Raw genomic sequence first — 21,618 nt, forward strand, 5'->3', positions numbered from 1 at the left:
CCGGCGAAGGAGTCCCGATGACCGACCCGTTCCTCCTCGGACCGGCCCTGCTGTTCTGCCCGGCCGACCGCCCCGAGCGCTACGCCAAGGCGGCCCAGCGCGCCGACGCCGTGATCCTCGACCTCGAGGACGCCGTGGCGCCGTCCGCCAGGCCCGCCGCCCGGGACGCCCTCGTGGCCACGCCCCTGGACCCGGCCCGCACGATCGTGCGGATCAACGCCGAGGACACCGAGGACTTCGCCCACGACCTCGTCGCCCTCCGGCACACCGGGTACACCACCGTGATGCTGCCCAAGACGGCCTCCGCCGAACGGCTCGCCGTCGCCGCGGAACTGGGCCTGTACCGCGTGGTCGCCCTGTGCGAGACCGCCGAGGGCGTGGTCAACGCGGCCGAGATCGCCCGGTCCCCCAACGTGGTCGCCCTGATGTGGGGCGCCGAGGACCTCGTCGCCTCGCTCGGCGGCAGCTCGTCCCGGCGCGCGAACGGCACCTACCGGGACGTGGCCCGCCACGCCCGCTCCGCCGTCCTGCTCGCGGCCGGCGCCGCCGGCCGGCCGGCGATCGACGCGGTGCACCTCGACATCGCCGACCTCGACGGGCTGCGCGAGGAGGCCCTCGACGCCGTGGCCTCCGGCTTCACGGCCACCGCCTGCATCCACCCGGGGCAGGTCGAGACCGTCCGCGCCGCCTACCGGCCCGACGCCGCGGAGGTCGAGGCCGCCCGCGAGCTGCTCGACGCCGCCCGCCGCACCCCCGGGGTCTTCACGTTCCGCGGGCGGATGGTCGACGAGCCCCTGATCCGCCACGCCGAGCGCCTCGTGCGCCGCGCGGACGCCTGACGCTCCCGTGCCGTCCGGGCCCGAGCCGCCGGCCCCACCCGTCCGGCCCGGACCCGTCGAGTCCTGTCCCGTCCCGTCGAGCCCTGTTCCGTTCCGTCCCGTTCCGTTCCGTCCCGTTCCGTCCCGTTCCGTCCCGTTCTGTCCCGTCCCGTTCCGTCCGGAGGAGATCATGAGCCAGCCCCTGACGATCGTCGTCCCCGTCAAGCACGTCCCCGACGCCGCGGGCGACCGCGTCCTCGCCGGAAGCCCGCCCCTGCTCGATCGCTCGTCCGGGATCCTCTCCGAGCTCGACGAGTACGCGCTCGAGGCCGCACTGCAGATCGTGGGGATGCACGGCGGTCCGGGAGCCGGGCACCGCGTGCTCGCCCTGACCATGGGCCCGGCGGGCGCGACGGACGCGCTCAAGCGCGCCCTCCAGCTGGGCGCCGACGCCGGGTTCCACGTGCTCGACGACGCCCTCGTCGGCTCCGACGCGTGGGTCACCGCCCGCGTGCTCGCCGCCGCGGTCGAACGGATCGCCCGGGTCGAGGACCGCGCCGTGGACCTGGTGCTCACCGGCATGGCCGCCACCGACGGCGAGACGTCCCTGGTCCCGGGCCAGCTCGCCGAGCGGCTCGGCCTCGCCCACGTCGGCTTCGCGAGCTCCCTGGCGGTGGCCGAGGACGCCGCCTCGCTGACGGCCGTGCGGCACACGGAGACCGAGGCCCTGCAGGTCGTCGCGGACCTCCCGGCCCTCGTGGCCGTGACCGACCAGGCCAACACCCCGCGCTACCCCAACTTCAAGGCGATCATGGCGGCCAAGAAGAAGCCCGTGCAGACGTGGTCGGCCGCCGACCTCGGCCTGGACGCGGACGCCGTGGGGCTCGCGGGTTCGCTCACCGAGGTGCTCGACGCCGTGCCCCGCCCGCCCCGCGCGCACGGCGAGGTCGTGGTCGACGAGGGCGAGGGCGGCGTCCGCCTCGCCGAGTTCCTCGTGGCCCGGCAGCTCGTCTGAGCCCCCGGCCGCACCGCGCTGGACCCGCACCGCACGCGCCCGCCCGCCGGGCAGGAGGAGGACCACCATGACCACGACCACCACGACGACCACCGGCGAGGCCGCCGCCCTGGTGGTGCTGGCCGGCACGGACCGGCTGCGCCGCGCCGACCGGGAGCTGCTCGTGCTCGCGGGCACCCTGGGGCAGACGCACGTCGTCGTGCCGGCCGCGCCCGGCGACGCCCTGCTCGACGCGCTCGCCGCCCACGCGGTGCACACCGTGCACGCCCCGGAGGGCGGGCCCGGCGACCGGCTCAGCACGCCCGCGGTCGCGCTCGCGGAGGCCGCCGCCCGGGCGACCGGGGCCCGGGTGCTGCTGCTCGCCGGCACCCCCGAGGCCAAGGACGTCGCCGCACGCCTGGGCGTGCGGCTCGAGGCCGGGGTCGTCACCGACGTCGTGGCCCTCGACGCCGACCTCGTCGCCACCAAGTCCGTGCTCGCCGGGGGCTGGACCACCCGGTGCCGGGCCACGAGCCCCGTGCTGATCGCGACCGTCCGCCCGAACTCGGTCGAGCTCCCGGCGGAGTCCCCGGCGGAGAACCTGGGGGAGGTCCCAGCGGGGAACCCGGCGAAGGTCCCGGGGGAGGCCCCGGTGGAGAACCTGGCGGAGGTCCCGGGGGAGGACCCGGCGGAGGACGGCGCGGACGCTCCCGGCGGTCCTCCCGCGGCGGCCCCGGGCACCGGACCCGCCGCGGGGCAGCCCGGAGCGCGGCGCCCGCGGGTGCGCACGCACGCGCTCGAGGACACCGTGCCGGCGGCCCGGGTCGTGGGCCGGACCGAGCTGCCCGTCTCCGGGCGGCCCGCCCTGGGCGAGGCCCGCGTGGTCGTGGCCGGCGGCCGCGGCACGGGCGGGGACTTCGGTCCGCTCGAGGAGCTCGCGGACGCCCTCGGCGGGGCGGTCGGCGCCTCCCGCGCGGCGGTGGACGCCGGGTGGATCGGCCCCGAGGCGCAGGTGGGCCAGACCGGGCGCACCGTCTCCCCGCAGCTCTACGTCTCCTGCGGGATCTCCGGGGCCGTCCAGCAGCGCGCGGGCATGCAGACGGCGAGGACGATCGTGGCGGTGAACAAGGACGAGCAGGCCCCGGTCTTCGAGATCGCGGACCTCGGCATCGTGGGCGACCTCCGGACGGTGCTGCCCCAGGCCGTCGAGCACCTCCGGAAGCTGCGCGGGGAGTAGCGCGGGAGGCCGACCGCCGGGGGACGCCCCACCGGCCGGGGGCCCGGGCGCCGGCGGGGACGCCGCCACCGGCGGGGGCCCGGGCGCCGGCGGGAACCGCTTCCTGCGGGGACCTCCCGGTCAGCGGGCCACCGTGCGGTGGCCGGCGTCCAGCCGCCGGGTCCAGCCGCGGGCGTCGAGGTGCTCGAGCAGCGGGATCGCGACGCGCCGGGTGGTGCCGAGCGCCTGGCGCGCCTGGCTGGTGGTGAAGGGCTGCGGCAGGCCGGCGAGCTCGCGCATCGCCAGCGCGGGGGCGGTGGGGAGCAGCACGACACCGTCCCCCAGGCGGAGCAGCCGGCCGGTGCGCTCGGCCGCGGCCAGCTCACGGGCGCCGAGCCGCAGCGCCGTCAGGTCGTCGGCCTCCGGGCTGCGGAAGGGCTCGGCCGCGAGCCGCCGCTCCAGCTCGAGCACCGCGGTCTCGTGGGCGCCGAGGCCCCCGCGGTGGTGCGGGGAGCGGACGTGCCCGGCGTCCTGCTCCAGGCCGGCGCCGCGGACCACGGGATCGACCAGCGCGGCGTCCGGCAGCGCGAGCAGGTCGCGGGCGGCGCCCCGCGAGAGCCCCGCGGCCAGGGGGTCCCGGGCGTGCAGCTCGTCCACCGCGGTGCGCAGCCGCCGGGTCCAGGACTCGAGCAGGGGGGCGTGCACCCACCAGTCGCCGAGCACGCGCACGTCCCCGGGCGGGGTAGCGTCCGGGGCGGGCAGCAGCCCGAGGCGGTGCAGGTGCTGGGCCCGCACCGCGCCGCGGCGGGCCACCTCCCCGAGGACGTCCCCGCGGACGTCCGTGCCGGCGAGCCGGGCGGCCCGGCGCGCCCGGTCCCCGCGCCGCCGCAGCGCGGGGGGATCGGCGTCGAGGACCAGGGCGCCGCCGAGCACCGCGCGGCTGCCGGGGTCGCGGAGCACCAGGCGGTCCCCGAGGACCAGGGGCAGGGCCCGGTCGAGGACCAGCCGGGCGTGGTCGGCGTCGAACGGGCTCAGCCGGGCGGGCACCGCCGCGGTGCCGGCGTGGACCACGAGGTGCTCGGCCGTGGCCGTGAGGGCGGGCCCCGTGCTGCGGCGGACGTCGAGGACACCGGTGAGCGGCCACGTCCCCGGGGTGACCAGGGCGTCGCCGCGGTGCACGTCCTCGGCGGAGACCCCCCGCAGGTTCAGCGCCACGCGGGTGCACGGCTCCAGCGCCGTGTGCGGCTCGTTCCGGCTGTGCAGGCTCCGGACCACCGCCGGCCGGGCCCCGCCGGCGCCGAGAAGCTCCAGCCGGTCGCCCTGCCGGAGCGTGCCCGCCGTCAGCGTGCCGGTCACCACCGTGCCGGAACCGGTGATGGTGAAGGACCGGTCCACCCAGAGCCGCAGCCGCCCCTCGTCGGGTGCGGGCGCCGCCGCCAGGACGTCGTCGAGGGCGGCGCGCAGCTCGGCCAGGCCCGTGCCCTCGAGCGCCGAGACGGTGACCACGGGCGCGTCGCGCAGACCGGTCCCGGCCAGCTCCGCGCGCACCTGGGCGAGCACCTCGCCGATCCGCCCGGGTGCCCGGTCGGCGCGGGTGAGCACCACCACGCCGTGCTCGATGCCCAGGGCCGCGACGGCGTCGCGGTGGTCGCCGGACTGGGCCTGCCAGCCCTCGTCGGCCGCGACCACGAAGCAGACGACGGGAGCCGGCCCGAGCCCGGCGAGCATGTTGCCGAGGAAGCGCTCGTGGCCCGGCACGTCCACGAAGGCCACGTCCCGTCCGGACGGCAGCGTGGTCCAGGCGTAGCCCAGGTCGATGGTCAGCCCCCGGCAGCGCTCCTCCTCCCACCGGTCCGGCTCCATGCCGGTGAGGGCCCGCACCAGGGTGCTCTTGCCGTGGTCGACGTGCCCGGCCGTGGCGACGACGTGCGTGCTCACCGGGCCCGCCCGGCGACGTCGTCCGCCCGGTCCGCCACGCCCGGTGCGGCCAGGGCGGCCTGCACCGCCGCGCGCAGACGGTCGTCGTCGGACTCGGGCACGCAGCGCAGGTCGAGCAGGCACGCGCCGTCGTGCACCCGGGGCAGGACGGCGGGGCGGCCGGTGCGCAGCAGGGGGGCCGCCGCCTCGGGCAGCCGCACCGCCCACCCCGGCAGCGGCACGCCGGGCGCACCGCCGCCGCCGACCCGGCCGTCGTGGGCGACCACCGGGGCGCCGACGGCCGCGGCGAGCCGTTCGGCGCGCTCGCGGAGCCGCTCCGGGTCCGCGTGCAGCGCGCGCACGACCGGGACGGGCCCGCCGGCGAGCGTGGCCTCCAGCGCGGCGAGCGAGAGCTTGTCGGCACGGACGGCGCGGGCGAGGGGGTGGGCGGTCATCCGGGCGACGACGTCCGAGCCGCCGAGCACCAGCCCGGCCTGCGGGCCGCCGAGCAGCTTGTCGCCGCTGGCGATGACGATGTCGGCCCCGCCCTCGAGGGCGGTGGCGGCGTCGGGCTCGCCCGGCAGCTGCGGGTCGGGGGTCAGCAGCCCGCTGCCGAGGTCGGCCACGAGGGGCACGCCGTGGGTCCGGGCCAGGGTCCGCAGCTCGTGGACCTCGACGGCCGCGGTGAAGCCCTCCAGCCGGAAGTTGCTCGGATGCACCTTGAGCAGGCACCCGGTCTCCGGGCCGATCGCCGCGGCGTAGTCGCGCAGATGGGTCCGGTTGGTCGTGCCGACCTCGCGCAGCCGGGCGCCGGTCGACTCGATCAGCTCCGGCAGCCGGAACCCGGCCCCGATCTCGACGAGCTCGCCGCGGCTGATCACCACCTCGCGGCCGGCGGCCAGGGCCGTGGTGGCCAGCACGAGGGCGGCCGCGCCGTTGTTGACCACCAGCGCGTCCTCGGCGGGCGGGCAGGCGGCGAGCAGGGCCGCCCGGGCCGCGGTGCCGCGGCGGGAGCGGGTGCCGGTGCCCAGGTCGAGCTCCACGTCGACGTACCCGGCGGCCGTGCGCAGCGCCTCGACCGCGGCCGCGGACAGCGGGGCGCGGCCCAGGTTGGTGTGCACGACCACGCCGGTGGCGTTGAGCACCGGCGTCAGGGTCGACGCGGAGCGGGTCCCCAGCGCGGCGAGCACCGCCGGCTCGACGTCCTCGGGGGCGAGCTCACCGCGCCGCGCCCGGTCCTGGGTCTCGCGCACCAGGGCGCGGAGCACGCCCTCGCTCAGCCGGTCGCGGGCGTCGCGGACGGGCGGCAGGGCCATGAGCTGGTCGGTGCGCGGGATCAGCCGGCGCGGGTCGTCCAGGGCCACGGGTCCTCCTCGTCGCGCGCGGCGCGGATGAGCGGTGCAGAGGTTGGCGGAGGCGGACGGGAATCGAACCCGCCAGGCCGAGATGCTCGGCCTCACCGGTTTTGAAGACCGGGGGGCCCACCAGGACCCGGACGCCTCCGCCGTCCAACCTAGCACCGCCACCAGTAGGCTGACGGCATGGAACAGACCCGGACGTCGACCCCACCCCTGTCCGCCGCCGGAGCGGTCCGGCTGACGGGCTTCGCCCACGGCGGCGGGTGCGCGTGCAAGATCCCTCCCGGCGAGCTCGAGGACGCGGTCCGGGGCCTGACCGGGCAGCCGGGGGCCGGCGTGCTGGTCGGACTCGACGACGGGGACGACGCCGCGGCCGTCCTGGTGCGCGAGGACCTCGCGGTGCTGTCCACCGCCGACTTCTTCACCCCGGTCGTCGACGACGCCTACGACTGGGGCCGGATCGCCGCCGCGAACGCGCTGTCGGACGTCTACGCCATGGGCGGGCGCCCGGTGATGGCGATCAACCTGGTCGGCTGGCCGCGGGAGAAGCTGCCGATGGAGCTGCTGACGGAGGTGCTCCGCGGCGGGCTGGCCGTCGCGTCCGAGGCGGGATGCCCCGTGATCGGGGGGCACTCCATCGACGACCCGGAGCCGAAGTACGGCATGGCCGTGACCGGCGTGGCCGACCCGGGCCGGCTGCTGCGCAACGACGCCGCCGCGCCGGGGCTGCCCCTCACCCTCACCAAGCCGATCGGCGTGGGGCTGCTCAACAACCGGCACAAGGCCACCGGCGAGGTGTTCGCCGAGGCGGTCGCCACGATGACCCGGCTGAACCGGGACGCGGCCGAGGCGGCGCTCGCGGCCGGGGCCCGGGCGGCCACGGACGTCACGGGCTTCGGCCTGCTCGGGCACCTGCACAAGATGTGCCGTGCCTCCGGCGTCGGCGCGGTGCTGGACCGGGCGGCCGTGCCCCTCGTCGAGGGGGCCGAGGAGGCGCTGCGGGACGGCTACGTCTCGGGCGGGACCCGCCGCAACCTCGACTGGGTGCGCCCCCACCTGCGCTCCGCCGCGGGCGTCGACGAGGACGACCTGCTGCTGCTCGCCGACGCGCAGACCTCCGGCGGGCTGCTCGTCGTCGGCGAGGTGCCCGGATACCCGGTGGTGGGCCACACCGTGGCGGGGTCCGGCATCGAGGTGCGCTGAGCGCCGTCGCGGGACGGCGCCGGGCGCTCAGCCGACGGTGGTGATCGAGTCGTCGGTGACCCCGGCGGCCCGCCGCGCCGCCAGCCGCGCCTTCTGCGGCTCGATCGTGTAGCGCGGGTCCACGGCGGAGTGCAGACCGGCCTCCATCACGCCGAACCGGGTCAGCGCCGAGGAGGCCAGCAGCGCCAGGCCCGAGAGCGCGGCGACGGCCCGGTGCCGCCCGCCCAGCAGCGTGCCGAGACCGCCGGCGACCGCGAGCCGCTCGCTCCAGGCGAGCATCGTCCCCGCCTGACCGTGGTGCAGCGGCTCGGCCGCGACAGGGTCCATCCGGCGCTCCATGAGCTTCGTGGCGACCAGCTCGCCCGCCACCCCCAGCACCGCCAGCCGCCGGGCGGGACCGGCCTCGCCCACGGACGTGGTGACCATCGCCAGGCCGCCCGCGGCGAGGCTCGCGGAGCTCACGAAGACGAACGCCAGGTCCTCGCGGGCCGCGTTCCAGGTGGGCGTCGCCGTGTCGGAGAGCAGGGCCGCGGTGTAGGCGGCGAGCGGACCGGCGAGGACCGCGGCCTCCACGCCGGCCGGTCCCTCCACGGCGCGCAGCACCGGGCGCAGCGGGCCCAGCGGGAGCCGGTCCCCGGTCATCCGGTCGACCTCGGAGGCGACCGCGGTCCCCATGCCGGCCCCGAACGCGCTGAGGATCCACGTGCCCATGCTCATCGGCGAGGTCGGCTTGAACGTGCGCAGCATGTGCAGGAACCGCTCGGGCCGGCCGAGGTCCGCGACGAGGGCCGCGCCGCCCAGACCGAGCGCGGTCACCGAGCCCAGCCGGGCGTTGCGCCGCAGCTCGTCCCGGCCGGTCAGCTGACCGCCGAGCGCGAGCAGCGCCGAGCCGCCGGCCACGCCGCCGAGGAACAGGTATGCAGCGACCTCGTGGCCCCAGGGCGCCGGCTTGACCACCGGGCGGCCGTAGTAGGAGCCGAACTCCGGCTCCGGGACCATCGGCATCTCCCGGGAGCCGTCGCCGCCGGCCTGGCCGGCGCCCCGCCGGCGCGCTCCGTCCCGCCGCCGGCGGCGCGGCGGCTCGGGCGGACGGTAGCTGTCGAACTCGGACAGGCTCACGAGCGGCCTCCCGCGAAGGCCAGGGCGGCGGCGGCGAGCATGCCCGCCGCGGCCAGGCCGGCCCGCTGGTACATCCGGGGCAGGTCCGCGGTGGGCACCCGCGGGTCCGGGGGCAGCCCGTAGACCTCCGGCTCGTCGAGCAGCAGGAACACCGAGCCGGTGCCGCCGACGCCGTCCAGCTCGTTGGCGCCGTAGAGCCGGGCCTCGGTGCGGCCCTCGGCGTGCAGCTCGGCGACCCGGTGCCGGGCCTGCTCGACCATGTCGTCGTGCTCGCCGTACTTGATGGAGGTCGTCGGGCACGTCTGCGCGCACGCCGGCGTCTGGTCGTCCACCATCCGGTCGTAGCACAGGGTGCACTTCTGGGCGACGCCCACGTTCTTCACCTCGGGCTTGCCGGGCTTGCCGGGCTTGCCCGGCTGCCCGTCCCGCTCCGTGCGGGGTGCGGCCGTGCCGTCGGTGCGCCGCTCGATCACGCCGAACGGGCAGCCGGCCACGCACGTGCCGCAGCCGTTGCACACGTCGTCCTGGACCACCACGGTGCCGTGCTCGGTGCGGAACAGCGCCCCGGTGGGGCACACGTCGAGGCACCCGGCGTGCGTGCAGTGCTTGCAGACGTCGGAGGACATCAGCCAGCGGAACTCCGGGGTGTCGGGCGGGGTCGTGTCCCCCGAGGGCTGCGGGCGCGCCTCGGGCGGGCCGACGCGCGGCATGCCCAGGCTCACGAGCTTGCGACCGGACTCCCGGGCCTCCTCGATGCGCTCGCTGTCCTGCTCCACGAACGCCACGTGCCGCCAGGTGCTGGCCCCCAGCGAGCCGGTGTTGTCGTAGGAGGACTCGAGCAGCTCGAGCTCCCCGTCCTGCGGGTTCTGGTTCCACTCCTTGCACGCCACCTCGCAGGCCTTGCAGCCGATGCAGATCGAGGTGTCCGTGAAGAAGCCCTTCCGCGCGTGCTGGTGCTCCCAGTGCGCGTCGGCCGTGGGATCGGTCGGTCCGGCCAGCTGGCCCATCTAGGTCTCCCTCGTCGGGTCGGTGGTCGTGTCGGTGGTCTCGCCGGCGGCCGGGTCCGGGCTCGGCTCGCCGCTCCGGCCGGGGTCCGGGATCCTGCCGGGCCGGTCGATCCGGGTGTTGCCGGTCGCCACCGTGGCGCCGGCGCGCTCCTGGTACTCCGCGACCAGGTCGAGCAGCTCGGCGCCCCGCGGCCGGCGGCCCGGGCGGATGTGGCACGAGCCCACCTTGGAGTCCTGGATCTGCACGTTGGGCTCGAGCGTGAGGCCCAGCAGGTCGTTGGCGGAGTCGCCGCTGACCACGGCGTCGTCGCCCACCCCCCAGTGGTACGGGAGCCCGATCTGGTGCACGGTGTGCCCGCGCACCGTCAGCGGGGTCATCCGCTCGGTGACCAGCACCCGCGCCTCGATCGCCGCCCGGGGGGAGACGATCGTGGCCCAGCCGTAGGGCTCCAGCCCGCACTCGGCGGCGAGCTCGGGGGAGACCTCGCAGAACATCTCGGGCTGCAGCTCGGAGAGGTACGGCAGCCAGCGGCTCATGCCGCCGGCCGTGTGGTGCTCGGTGAGCCGGTACGTGGTGAACACGTACGGGTACACGTCGGCCCCCGGGGTCCCGGCGCTCGGGGCGCTGAGGTTGTCCTGGCGCGCGAACAGCACCCGGGAGGGATTGCGCTGCTGCGAGTACAGGGCGTTGGCGACCGGCGACTCCTGCGGCTCGTAGTGCGTGGGCAGCGGCCCGTCCACCACGCCCTTGGGCGCGTACAGCCACCCTTTGCCGTCGCTCTGCATGATGAACGGGTCGTCACCGGCCAGCGCGGCCGCCCCTCCGGCGTCGGGCTCGGGGCGGGTGCCCGGGGCGAGGTGGAGCGGGAAGTCGGGAACGTCGTCCCCGACCCACCGGTTCTGCTCCTCGTCCCACCAGACGTATTTCTTGCGCTCGCTCCACGGCCGGCCCTCGGGGTCGGCCGAGGCCCGGTTGTAGAGGATCCGGCGGTTGGCGGGCCAGGCCCAGCCCCAGTCGGGGGCGACGGGACCCTGCTCCCGGCCCGGGGTGCGGGCGGCCGCACGGTTGACGCCGTCGGCGTAGACCCCGGAGTAGATCCAGCAGCCGCCGGAGGTCGAGCCGTCCGCGCGCATCTCGGTGTACGAGGACAGCGGCCGGCCGGCGTCCGGGCCGGTGAGGTGCCGGCCGTTGATCTCGGCGAGCACCGCCTCGGGGTCCGGCTCGCCGTGCTCGTCCACGGGGTAGTCCCAGGTGAGGTCGAGCAGCGGGCGGTCGCGCTCGTCCTCGGAACCGGCCAGCCGCTCCCGGATCCGCCGGCCCAGCTCGAAGAAGAACTGCAGCTCGCTGCGGCACTCGCCCGGCGGGGCCACGGCCTGGTGGCGCCACTGCAGCAGCCGCTGGGTCTGGGTGAAGGTGCCCGACTTCTCCACGTGCGTGGCCGCGGGCAGGAAGAAGACCTCGGTCTCGATGTCCTCGGTGCGCAGCTCGCCCGAGGCGATCTCCGGACCGTCCTTCCACCAGGTCGCCGACTCGATGAGGTTGAGGTCGCGCACCACCAGCCACTTCAGGTGGGACATGGCCATGCGCTGCATCCGGCCGTTGGAGGACCCCACCGCGGGGTTCTGGCCGAGCAGGAAGTAGCCCTCCACCTCGTCGTCGAGCATGCTCGTCAGCGTCTGGAACGTGCCGTGGGCCCCGGTGAGGCGCGGGAGGTAGTCGTAGGCCCAGTCGTTGTCGGCGGTGGCGGCGTCCCCCCACCAGGCCTTGAGCAGGCTCGTCGTGTAGGCGTCGGCCTCGGCCCAGTAGCCCTTCTGCTGCTTCGACGCGATCGCGTCCAGGTAGTCCTCGAACGTGTCGTGCGTGCCGGCCACCGGCATCGGCAGGTAGCCGGGCAGCAGGTTGAACAGCGTGGGGATGTCGGTCGAGCCCTGGATGCTGGCGTGCCCGCGCAGGGCCATGATCCCCCCGCCCGGGCGTCCCATGTTGCCCAGCAGCAGCTGCAGGATCGCGGCGGTGCGGATGTACTGCGCGCCCAGGCTGTGCTGGGTCCAGCCGACGGCGTAGGCGAAGCAGGTGGTCCGCTCGCGCCCCGAGTTCTCGGTGACGGAGCGCGCCAGGTACGCGAGGTCCTCGGGGGAGATCCCGCACACCTCCTGCACCATCTCGGGGGTGTAGCGCGCGTAGTGCCGCCGGAGGATCTGGAAGACCGTGCGCGGGTGCTGCAGGGTCTCGTCGCGCTCCACGCGGGCGTTCTCCATCGGGGCGCCGCCGCTGCCGAACTGCTGGCCGGCGGCCTCGGGCACGGACTCGGCACCGTGCTCGGGGTCCCCCTCGGGGCCCTGCACCCGGTCGTCGCCGCGCTCCTCGTAGGCCCACGTGGACATGTCGTACTGGCCGGTCTCCGGGTCGAAGCCGGAGAACAGCCCGTCGAGGTCCTCGGCGTCCCGGTAGTCCTCGTCCACGATCGTGGCCGCGTTGGTGTAGGCGCGGACGTACTCCTCGAACCACAGGTCATGGCCGAGCACGTGGTTGATCAGCGCCCCGAGCAGGACGATGTCCGAACCGGCCCGGATCGGGACGTGCCGGTCGGCGACCGCCGAGGTGCGGGTGAAGCGCGGGTCGACGTGGATGACCCGGGCGCCGCGGGCCTTGGCCTCCGTCACCCACTGGTAGCCCACGGGGTGGCACTCGGCCATGTTGGAGCCCTGGATGACGATGCAGTCGGCGTTGGCCATGTCCTGCAGGGACTGCGTCGCGCCACCGCGACCGAACGAGGCTCCCAGACTGGGAACCGTCGAGGAGTGTCAAATACGGGCCTGGTTCTCGATCTGGATCGCTCCGGCGGCGGTGAAGAGCTTCTTGATGAGGTAGTTCTCCTCGTTGTCCAGCGTCGCGCCGCCCAGGGAGGCGAAGCCCATGGTGCGGCGCAGCGGACGGCCCTGCTCGTCGGCGTCCTGCCATCCGTTGCGGCGGGCCTCGAGGACCCGGTCCGCCACCATCCCGACGGCGGTGTCGAGGTCCAGCCGCTGCCACTCGGTGGCCCGGGGCGCGCGGTAGAGCACCTCGGTCTGCCGGCCGGGCGCGTTGACGAGCTGCTCGCTGGCCGAGCCCTTGGGGCACAGCCGGCCGCGGGAGATCGGCGAGTCGGGGTCGCCCTCGATCTGGACGACCTTCTCGTCCTTGACGTAGACCCGCTGGCCGCAGCCGACCGCGCAGTACGGGCAGACGCTCTGCACGACCCGGTCGGCGGTGCTCGTGCGGGGAGCCGTCGTCCGGGTGCGCTCCGAGGTCACGGCCGGGCCGCGACCGAGCAGGTCGCCCGAGCGGATCTGACGGAGGACCGGCCACTCCAGTGGGCTGAATCGTGCCATGGCGAGAGCATAGTCCGCCGCGCGGCGATGTGTCAGGGGCCACACCGGCCGGCCGTGTCCGCGCGGCGTTCCCGGTGCACCGGACCGTCCGGACGCGCGGCGGTCCCGGCCCCGCCCGGCCGCTCTAGGCCGGCTCGGAACTCCGGGCCCGGGAGGGGCCCGCCGTCCCGACGGAGGCGCCGAGCACCAGCCGGCGGGTGCCGCGCACGGCGGCCGCGATCACCCGTTCGAGGGGACCCTGGCCGAGGGTTCTCTGCCACAGCACGGCGAAGGCCGCGGCCGCGGCCACGTGCACCGCGAACCAGAGCAGGCGGTCGTCGTCGTGGACGGCCGTGGCCAGTGCGAGCAGGTGGGCCGAGTACAGGGTCAGGGTGCGCCCGCCCATGGCGGCCAGCACGGTCCACAGCCGGTTCGGGCGAGCGAGGAGCAGGAAGAGCCCCAGCACGGCCAGGCCGGTGCCCAGGTCCATGAGCAGCGTCACCGGGGTGTTGCTGTGCGGGCCGGGGGTGAGCAGCCACCACCAGGTGGAGGTGGGCAGGTCGGGGCTCGGCCCCCAGACGATGATCTCGTCGATCTGGTCCTCGCTCAGCCACGGGGTGTGCTGCATCAGCCGGTCGTAGCCGCCGGTCTGCAGGACCAGCACCCAGTAGACGAACCACGCGCCGAGCGCGAGGACCGCACCGGTCACGGCGATCCGGACCCGCACCACGACCTCGTGCAGGTCGGTCCGGCCGAGGAGCAGGCCGGCGCAGAGGTAGGTCAGGTACGGCACGGCCGGATAGGTCCCGGTCAGCAGCACCTGGGCCAGGGCGGCGCCGGGATCCGCGAGCACGCTGCCGAGAGTGGGGTTGGCGACCTCGGGCCGGGGCAGGGCGGGGCCCAGCACGTGCACCAGCACGGGGCCCAGGACCGCGGCGCCCGCGGCGGCGGCGGCCAGGGCGCGGCGCCACAGGCCCAGCAGGGGAACGGCGAGCAGGAAGAACGCGCCGTAGTAGACCAGGATGCCCAGCGCGGGCGCCGGGGACGGCATGACCTGGTTGATCGCCAGTCCGACGGACGTGATGAGCAGCGCCCGGACCACCAGTCCGGCGCGGGTGGCGGTGAGGGCGCGGCCGCGGTGCGGTGTGCGCCCGCCCGAGGAGAACGCCAGGCTCAGCCCGGCCAGCAGCGCGAACAGCGCCGCGGCGCGCCCGCCGAACAGGCTCCACTGCAGGGTGGGCTCGAAGGTCTCGGGGTCGTGGACGGGCAGGACGTGGACCGCGATCATGCCGATCAGCGCCAGGCCGCGGGCGGCGTCCACGGCGATGAGGCGGGGCCTGCGGGCGGGTACCGCACCGCTCGTGCGGGCCGCGCCGGGGGCGGGGGCTTTGGTCGTTCGGCTCAAGGGGGTCTCCGGGGGGCGGGGGAGCGCACGGGGGCGTGACCGCTGCCGGCGGGGACCGGCGGGTCGTGCACGAGGGCGTGCGCGGGGGGTGTGCGCAGGGGGCGCGTGGACGGGTCGGCTCGCGGGGCTCCGGGCGGCCGGGTGGGGCGCCCGGCCGGACCCTGGGGCAGGAACGGCGCGGACGTCGGTGCCCCGGGGTGGGAAGCCCGGTGCGGCGGCGATCCCGGATCCCCTCGGGCCTCCTCGACCCTAGGAGCAGGAACGGCTCCTGTCCACTTTCCGGGAGGGCGTTGTCCCAGGTCGCACGAGGATTTGTGCGGTGTTCACCGGGATCTTCCTGGACCTTCGCCGGGGTGGCTGGTTCGATGGGAGCGAGGCCCCGCCCGGCTGCGGCAGGCGCCGGCGCGGGGCCGCAGCAGCAGTTCTCCAGGAAGGATCCATGATGAGCAAGGCGCTGTCCCCGCAGTCGACCCGGTCGGCCGACCTCGTGCACGTCCCGCTCCTCCCGGAGCCCGCCGTGCCGCCGGCGCCCCCGGAGGGTCCGGCCGGGTCCGGCTCCGACCGTCCCGGCGGCGACCTCCGCTTCCAGCACGCCGGGCTGCTCCAGCGGGTCCTCACCGCCGCGGGGGAGGCCGAGGCCGCGGAGTGGGCGCTCGACCAGGCCCTCGAGGCCGTCGCCTCGGGCGAGGAGGTGGGCATCGGTCTCGACGTCGCCCCCCTCGACGGCGCCCTGGAGTCGGCGCGCTGGTCCCTGGACCGGGCGGTGGAGGTCCTGCACGCCGAGATCCGCACCGCGGCGCGGCACGGCGTCCCGCTCGCCCGCCTCGCCGAGGCGTCCGGCGCGGAGACCGCGGAGCTGCAGTCGGTGCTGCGGCACCCCGCGGACGCCCCGTCGGACCCCGGGCTCGGGCCCGGCGGGCTGGCCGCCGCGGTCTGAGCCGAGCGCCGCTCCCGCGGAGGCCTCCTGCCCCCGGTCCTCTTCCGCACGGCCGGGCCCGGCCGTGCGGAGCCGTCCGGGCCGCGACCCGTCCGGTCGAGGTCCCGCCGTCCCCGACCCCGTGGTTACGAATGGGTAACTGATACCGGCAGTTCCTGTTTCTTCTGGCGTGTCTGCTCCCGTCCCGCGGCCGGAGACCATAGGTTTCTTCCTGGGCGCGGCGGACGGTGATCTCCGTCACGTCGGGCCCGGAGCCCTGTGCTCCACGACGTGCGAGCCCCGTGCTCGCCCCGGCGTGGCCCCGTCCCCCTCGGACTGCGAACCCAGCACTCCCGGCGGGCCCATATCGACCATGGAGGAAACGATGAGAACGAAGCGGATCGCGGGCACGGCAGTGGTGCTCTCCGGAGCCCTGCTGCTCACCGCGTGCGGTGGGGGAGGCGGCGGCGAGGCCGGTGCCGACGGCGGCGACGGCGGCGGCACCTTCAGCGCGTACATCGGCGAGCCCGAGAACCCGCTGATCCCCGGCAACACGAGCGAGACCGAGGGCGGCCAGGTCGTCGACGCGCTGTGGACCGGCCTCGTCGAGTACGACCGCGAGAGCAACGAGGCCGTCTACACCGGCGTCGCGGAGTCCGTGGAGTCCGAGGACCAGAAGACGTGGACCGTCAGCCTCAAGGACGGCTGGACCTTCCACGACGGCACCCCGGTGACCGCGCAGAGCTACGTCGACACCTGGAACTACGTGGCCAACAGCACGAACGCCCAGGGCAACTCCTACTTCTTCGCCAACGTGGAGGGCTACGAGGACCTGCAGGCCGAGGAGGGCCAGGAGCCCGCCGGGACGGAGATGTCCGGGCTCGAGGTCGTCGACGACACCACGTTCCGGGTGACCCTCACCGAGCCCTACGCGCAGTTCCCCACGACCCTCGGCTACACGGCGTTCTTCCCGCTGCCGCAGGCGTTCTTCGACGACCCCGACGGCTTCGGCGAGCAGCCGGTCGGCAACGGCCCCTTCAAGGCGGACGAGGCCTTCCAGGAGGGCCAGGGCATCACCCTGACCCGCTACGAGGAGTTCGGCGGCGAGGAGCCGGCCAAGGCCGCGGGCGTGGAGTTCCGCGTCTACACCGAGATCAACACCGCCTACAACGACCTGCAGGCCGGCTCCCTCGACGTGATCGACCAGATCCCGCCGGACGCCATCGCCTCCGCCGAGGACCAGTTCGGCGAGCGGTTCAAGACCACCCCGCGCGGCGACATCACCTCGCTGGGCTTCCCGACCTACGACGAGCGCTTCGCCGACCCGCAGGTCCGCCGGGCGTTCTCCATGGCGATCGACCGGCAGGCGATCACCGACGCGATCTTCCAGGGCTCCCGCACCCCGGCCGCGTCCTTCGTCTCGCCCGTGATCGACGGGCACCGCGAGGACGCCTGCGACGCCTGCGAGCTGAACGTCGAGGAGGCCAACCGCCTCCTCGAGGAGGCCGGCTTCGACAAGTCCGAGCCCGTGGACCTGTGGTTCAACGCCGGCGCCGGGCACGAGGAGTGGATGCAGGCCGTGGGCAACCAGCTGCGCGAGAACCTCGGGGTCGAGTACCAGCTGCGCGGCGACCTCCAGTTCGCCGAGTACCTGCCCAAGCAGGACGAGAAGGGCATGACCGGCCCGTTCCGCTCCGGCTGGATCATGGACTACCCGGTCATGGAGAACATGCTCGGCCCGACCTACTCCACCGCGGCCCTGCCGCCGGCCGGCTCGAACGTGACCTTCTACTCGAACGAGGAGTTCGACGCCAAGCTGCAGGAGGGCAACGCCGCCGACTCGATCGACGCGGCGATCCAGGCCTACCAGGAGGCCGAGGACCTGCTCCTGGCCGACATGCCGGCCGCCCCGCTGTTCTTCGGGCTGGTCCAGTACGCCCACTCGGAGAACGTCAGCGACGTGTACGTCAACAGCTTCGGGCGCGTCGAGGTCGAGGACGTCGTCGTCGGCTCGGAGTGACCCGGCGCTGAGCCCGGGGCGCCCCCGATCGGGGCGCCCCGGGCCCGCGCGTGCGACCGAGCGCTCCGACCGAGCGCTCCGACCGTGAACGAAGGAGACCCATGGGGCGGTACGTCATCCGCCGTCTGCTGCTGACCATCCCGGTGCTGCTGGGGGCATCCCTGCTCATCTTCTCGATGGTCTACGCGCTGCCCGGCGACCCCATCCGAGCCCTGGGCGGGGACCGCCCGCTCTCCGAGGCGGTGCAGGCGCAGCTGCGCGCCGAGTACAACCTCGACGACCCGCTGCTGATCCAGTACCTGAAGTACCTCGCCGGGCTCGTGCAGGGCGACTTCGGCACCGACTTCTCCGGCCGGCCCGTGCTGGACACGATCCTGGACCGGCTGCCCGTGACCGCGCGCCTGGCCCTCGTGGCCGTGGCCTTCGAGATCCTCATCGGCATCGCGGCCGGCGTCCTGGCGGGACTGCGCCGGGGGTCGTTCTTCGACAACCTGGTGCTCGTCTCGACCACGGTGGTGGTCTCGATCCCCGTGTTCGTCCTCGGCTTCCTCGCCCAGTACGTCCTCGGGGTGCGGCTGGGCTGGTTCCCGATCGCGGGCATCTCCCAGGGCTGGTACAGCTACGTCCTGCCGGGCCTGGTGCTCGCGGCGCTCTCCCTGGCCTACGTGGCGCGGCTGACCCGCACGAGCCTCGCGGAGAACCTGCAGAGCGACTACGTGCGCACCGCCCGCGCCAAGGGCCTGAGCGAGGCCAGCGTGGTCGGCAAGCACACCCTGCGCAACAGCCTCATCCCCGTGATCACCTTCATCGGCGCCGACCTGGGCGCGCTGATGGGCGGGGCCATCGTCACCGAGTCGGTGTTCAACATCCCCGGCCTGGGCCGGGCGGTCTATGACGCGGTGCTGCGGCAGGAGGGCGCCGTCGTCGTCGGGATCGTGACCCTGTTCGTGTTCTTCTACATCTTCTTCAACCTGGTGGTCGACGTCCTCTACGCCGCCCTCGACCCGAGGATCCGCTATGAATGACCCCCGCACGGACGCCCTCGAGGACCAGGCCCACCCGGAGGGCCTGCACCGGGAGAGCTACGCCGACCGGGTGGACGACCGCGCCGACGAGCTGGCCTCGGCGGCCGCGGCCGGGGACATCGAGCAGACCAGCCTGTGGCAGGACGCCTGGCGGCAGCTGCGCCGCAACCCGTTCTTCCTCGTGGGCGCGCTGCTGTTCCTCGTCTTCGCGACCATGGCGGTGGCCCCGGGGCTGTTCACCTCGACCGACCCGCGGTCCTGCGACCTCGCCCGCTCCGGGGACGGCCCGCAGGCCGGGGCCCCGTTCGGCTTCGACGTCCAGGGCTGCGACTACTACGCCAACGTGGTGCACGGGGCCGGGGTGTCCCTCGCGATCGGCTTCCTCTCCGTGCTCGGCGTGCTCGCCATCGGCGTGGTCGTGGGCGCGCTGGCCGGCTACTACGGCGGGTGGATCGACTCGCTGCTGGCCCGCGTGACCGACATCTTCTACGGCCTGCCGCTGATCCTGGGGGCGATCATCCTGCTCTCCGTGCTGCCCGAGCGCGGGGTGCTCGAGGTCTCCCTCGCGCTGATCGCCTTCGGCTGGATGACCGCGATGCGCCTGGTGCGCTCCAACGTCATCGGGGTCAAGCAGTCCGATTACGTCCAGGCCGCCCGCGCGCTGGGGGCCCGGACCGGGCGAATCATCGTCCGGCACATCCTGCCCAACGCCGTGGCCCCCGTGCTCGTCTACGCCACGATCGCGGTGGGGACGATCATCGCCTCCGAGGCGACGCTGACCTTCCTGGGCGTGGGCCTGCAGCTGCCCGAGATCTCCTGGGGCCTGCAGATCAACGCCGCCCAGAACCGGCTGCGCGACGCCCCGCACCTGATCCTGTTCCCCTCGCTCTTCCTGTCCCTGACCGTGCTCGCGTTCATCCTCATGGGGGATGCGCTGCGCGACGCCCTCGACCCGAAACTGCGCCGATGAACCCCTCGCACCCCGTCCCCGCCCCGGCGGACCCGCAGCAGCGGGACGCGGAGCCGCCCGTCCTCGAGGTCGAGGACCTCGCGGTCGAGTTCCGCTCCCGCCGCCGCACCGTCCGGGCCGTCAACGGCATCTCCTACGCGGTCCGCCCCGGGGAGACCCTCGCGATCGTCGGGGAGTCCGGCTCGGGCAAGTCCGTCTCCGCCCAGGCGGTCATGGGCATCCTCGACGTCCCCCCGGCGCGCATCACCCGCGGCGCCATCCGCTTCCGCGGCCAGGACCTGCTGACGATGACCCGCAAGGAGCAGCGGGCCGTGCGCGGGCCGGGCATCGCGATGGTCTTCCAGGACGCGCTGTCCGCGCTCAACCCCGTCTTCACGGTCGGCCACCAGATCGGGGAGCTGTTCCGCGTCCACCGCGGCGCCTCCCGCGCCGAGGCCCGGGAGAAGGCGGTCGAGCTCATGGAGCGGGTCGGCATCCCCGCGGCCCGCGAGCGCGTCGACGCCTTTCCGCACCAGTTCTCCGGCGGGATGCGCCAGCGCGTGATGATCGCGATGGCCATCGCCCTGGACCCCGACCTGCTCATCGCCGACGAGCCCACGACCGCGCTCGACGTCACCGTGCAGGCCCAGATCATGGACCTGCTCACCGAGCTGCAGGAGCAGACGGGGATGGGGATGATCCTCATCACCCACGACCTCGGGGTGGTCAACGAGGTCGCCGACCGGGTGGCCGTGATGTACGCCGGCGCCATCGTGGAGAACGGCACGGTCGACGAGGTGCTGGCCGCCCCGCTGCATCCCTACACCAAGGGGCTGATGGCCTCGATGCCGAGCCTCGAGTCGCAGGGCGAGCGGCTGCACCCGGTCACCGGCACCCCGCCCGACCTCTCGGCCATCCCCTCCGGGTGCGCCTTCCACCCGCGCTGCCCGATGGCCCGCTCCGGGTCCGCGGCCGTCCCGGGCGGGGACTGCGCCGGCGACGTCCCGGCGCTGCGCGAGATCGTCCCGGGCCGCACGGCGGCCTGCCACTACAGCGAGGAGCTCGCCCATGGCTGAGACGGCACCGGTCCCCGAGGGGACGACGACGGGGCAGGCGCCGCTGCTCGAGGTGCGCGGGCTGACCAAGCACTTCCCGCTCACACAGGGGATCGTCCTGCGGCGCACGATCGGGCAGGTGCGGGCGGTCGAGGGCGTGGACCTCACCGTGGGCGCCGGCGAGACGCTGGGGCTGGTCGGCGAGTCCGGCTCGGGCAAGTCCACGGTCGCGAAGCTCGTGATGGCCCTCGAGCGGCCCACTGCCGGGCAGGTGCTCTACAAGGGCCGGGACGTCGCGGCGATGTCCGCCCGCGAGCTGCGCGAGTACCGGCGCAACGTGCAGATCATCTTCCAGGACCCGTACTCCTCGCTGAACCCGCGGATGACGGTGGGCGACATCGTGGCCGAGGCCTGGGACGTGCACCCCAACACCCTCGACCGGAAGGACCGCGGGGCGCGGGTGCGGGACCTGCTCGAGCGCGTGGGGCTGCGCGCCGACTACGCCAACCGCTACCCGCACCAGTTCTCGGGCGGGCAGCGCCAGCGCATCGGGATCGCCCGCGCCCTGGCGCTGCGACCCGAGCTGATCGTCTGCGACGAGCCCGTCTCCGCCCTCGACGTGTCCGTCCAGGCCCAGGTGATCAACCTGCTCCAGGACCTGCAGGACGAGTTCGGGCTGTCCTTCCTGTTCATCGCCCACGACCTCTCGGTCGTGCGCCACCTCAGCGACCGGGTCGCCGTGATGTACCTCGGCGGCGTGGTGGAGACCGGGGACCGGGACGCGATCTACGAGCGGGCCGCGCACCCGTACACGCAGGCCCTGCTCTCGGCGGTGCCGGTGCACGAGCCCGCGCTGCGCGGGTCGCGGGAGCGGATCATGCTCAGCGGCGACCTGCCCAGCCCGGCGGACCCGCCCTCGGGCTGCCGCTTCCGCACGCGCTGCTGGAAGGCCCAGGACGTCTGCGCCGAGGAGGTCCCGGCACTCGTCGACCGGGGACAGGGGCACCCCTCGGCCTGCCACTTCGCCGAGATCCGCGACCTGGCGGCCGGCACGGCCTGACCGGCCGCAGCCCCCGGAGGGCCTCGTCCGCGGACAGCGGCCGGGGCCCTCGTCGTGGTCCTCCGCCGCCGCTGCCCGCCCGGACGGAAAGTTCTCCGCCCACCCTGTGCAGATTGTTCAACAATCACTACACTGGCAGGACAGTGACCGCGGCCACATCCAGGGTGGCCGGCGCCGGGCCCCGGTGCAGGTCGCCCCGTCCCGA

The 21,618-nt window shown here is 75.0% G+C and carries 16 protein-coding genes and 1 tRNA gene; 10 read left to right on the forward strand and 7 right to left on the reverse strand.

The annotated features are described in order from the left end of the window. The first annotated feature begins 17 nt into the window (after nt 1-17). The 3 genes from AVL61_RS03870 (at nt 18) to AVL61_RS03880 (ending at nt 3,049) form a co-directional block, all read left to right on the forward strand. Nucleotides 18-839: an HpcH/HpaI aldolase/citrate lyase family protein gene (locus tag AVL61_RS03870; RefSeq protein ID WP_058873022.1), complete on the forward strand. Its 822-nt coding sequence runs from the start codon at nt 18-20 to the stop codon at nt 837-839. Nucleotides 840-1,008: 169 nt separating this feature from the next. Continuing rightward, nucleotides 1,009-1,833 carry an electron transfer flavoprotein subunit beta/FixA family protein gene (locus tag AVL61_RS03875; RefSeq protein WP_197412632.1) on the forward strand — a complete coding sequence of 275 codons (825 nt, stop codon included), beginning with the start codon at nt 1,009-1,011 and terminating at the stop codon, nt 1,831-1,833. Between the two features lie 67 nt (nt 1,834-1,900). Then, entirely contained in the window at nt 1,901-3,049 is a 1,149-nt protein-coding gene (locus AVL61_RS03880) for an electron transfer flavoprotein subunit alpha/FixB family protein (protein WP_058873023.1), read from the forward strand. A gap of 120 nt (nt 3,050-3,169) precedes the next feature. Here AVL61_RS03880 and selB read toward each other — a convergent pair whose 3' ends face one another. From selB to AVL61_RS03895, 3 genes are all read right to left on the reverse strand, one after another. After that, nucleotides 3,170-4,966, reverse strand: coding sequence for a selenocysteine-specific translation elongation factor (gene selB / locus AVL61_RS03885; RefSeq protein ID WP_058873024.1), 1,797 nt, complete (start codon nt 4,964-4,966; stop codon nt 3,170-3,172). Then, nucleotides 4,963-6,309 (reverse strand): L-seryl-tRNA(Sec) selenium transferase, encoded by a 1,347-nt coding sequence (gene selA / locus AVL61_RS03890; protein ID WP_082696937.1) that lies wholly within the window; start codon nt 6,307-6,309, stop codon nt 4,963-4,965. Before selA ends, selB begins: the two co-directional genes overlap by 4 nt. Before the next feature lie 44 nt (nt 6,310-6,353). After that, nucleotides 6,354-6,448, reverse strand: a tRNA-Sec gene (locus AVL61_RS03895). Between the two features lie 68 nt (nt 6,449-6,516). On the opposite strand from AVL61_RS03895, the gene selD reads away from it, so the two are divergent. Next, a complete protein-coding gene (selD, locus tag AVL61_RS03900; protein WP_408669408.1) occupies nt 6,517-7,506 on the forward strand; it encodes a selenide, water dikinase SelD in 990 nt (329 codons plus the stop codon). A 27-nt stretch (nt 7,507-7,533) separates the two neighbouring features. On the opposite strand, the gene nrfD is transcribed toward selD, so the two are convergent. From nrfD to AVL61_RS03925, 4 genes are all read right to left on the reverse strand, one after another. Further along, entirely contained in the window at nt 7,534-8,625 is a 1,092-nt protein-coding gene (gene nrfD / locus AVL61_RS03905; RefSeq protein ID WP_058873026.1) for an NrfD/PsrC family molybdoenzyme membrane anchor subunit, read from the reverse strand. Then, a complete protein-coding gene (locus AVL61_RS03910) occupies nt 8,622-9,632 on the reverse strand; it encodes a 4Fe-4S dicluster domain-containing protein (RefSeq protein WP_058873027.1) in 1,011 nt (336 codons plus the stop codon). Before AVL61_RS03910 ends, nrfD begins: the two co-directional genes overlap by 4 nt. Then, nucleotides 9,633-13,004 (reverse strand): formate dehydrogenase, encoded by a 3,372-nt coding sequence (fdh, locus tag AVL61_RS03915; protein ID WP_231738271.1) that lies wholly within the window; start codon nt 13,002-13,004, stop codon nt 9,633-9,635. 124 nt (nt 13,005-13,128) lie between these two features. After that, the gene (locus tag AVL61_RS03925; RefSeq protein ID WP_058873030.1) at nt 13,129-14,388 is read right to left on the reverse strand and encodes a heparan-alpha-glucosaminide N-acetyltransferase domain-containing protein; all 1,260 of its coding nucleotides are present in this window, start codon (nt 14,386-14,388) and stop codon (nt 13,129-13,131) included. A gap of 439 nt (nt 14,389-14,827) precedes the next feature. Between AVL61_RS03925 and AVL61_RS03930 the strand changes: the two genes are divergently transcribed. The 6 genes from AVL61_RS03930 to AVL61_RS03955 all read left to right on the forward strand — a co-directional run bounded on the left by AVL61_RS03930 (nt 14,828) and on the right by AVL61_RS03955 (nt 21,413). Next, the gene (locus AVL61_RS03930) at nt 14,828-15,325 is read left to right on the forward strand and encodes a hypothetical protein (protein WP_058873031.1); all 498 of its coding nucleotides are present in this window, start codon (nt 14,828-14,830) and stop codon (nt 15,323-15,325) included. 364 nt (nt 15,326-15,689) lie between these two features. After that, entirely contained in the window at nt 15,690-17,324 is a 1,635-nt protein-coding gene (locus tag AVL61_RS03935) for a peptide ABC transporter substrate-binding protein (protein ID WP_058873032.1), read from the forward strand. 101 nt (nt 17,325-17,425) lie between these two features. Beyond that, nucleotides 17,426-18,349 (forward strand): ABC transporter permease, encoded by a 924-nt coding sequence (locus tag AVL61_RS03940; protein WP_058873033.1) that lies wholly within the window; start codon nt 17,426-17,428, stop codon nt 18,347-18,349. Beyond that, a complete protein-coding gene (locus AVL61_RS03945; RefSeq protein ID WP_082696939.1) occupies nt 18,342-19,319 on the forward strand; it encodes an ABC transporter permease in 978 nt (325 codons plus the stop codon). Before AVL61_RS03940 ends, AVL61_RS03945 begins: the two co-directional genes overlap by 8 nt. Next, complete coding sequence (locus AVL61_RS03950; protein WP_058873034.1) at nt 19,316-20,374, forward strand: ABC transporter ATP-binding protein; 1,059 nt, start codon at nt 19,316-19,318, stop codon at nt 20,372-20,374. Before AVL61_RS03945 ends, AVL61_RS03950 begins: the two co-directional genes overlap by 4 nt. Continuing rightward, on the forward strand, nt 20,367-21,413 hold the full coding sequence (locus tag AVL61_RS03955; protein WP_058873035.1) for an ABC transporter ATP-binding protein: 1,047 nt from the start codon (nt 20,367-20,369) through the stop codon (nt 21,411-21,413). Before AVL61_RS03950 ends, AVL61_RS03955 begins: the two co-directional genes overlap by 8 nt. The last annotated feature ends 205 nt before the right edge of the window (nt 21,414-21,618 follow it).

The organism is Kocuria rosea subsp. polaris (genome assembly GCF_001483755.1).
Taxonomy (GTDB): Bacteria; Actinomycetota; Actinomycetes; order Actinomycetales; family Micrococcaceae; genus Kocuria; species Kocuria cellulosilytica.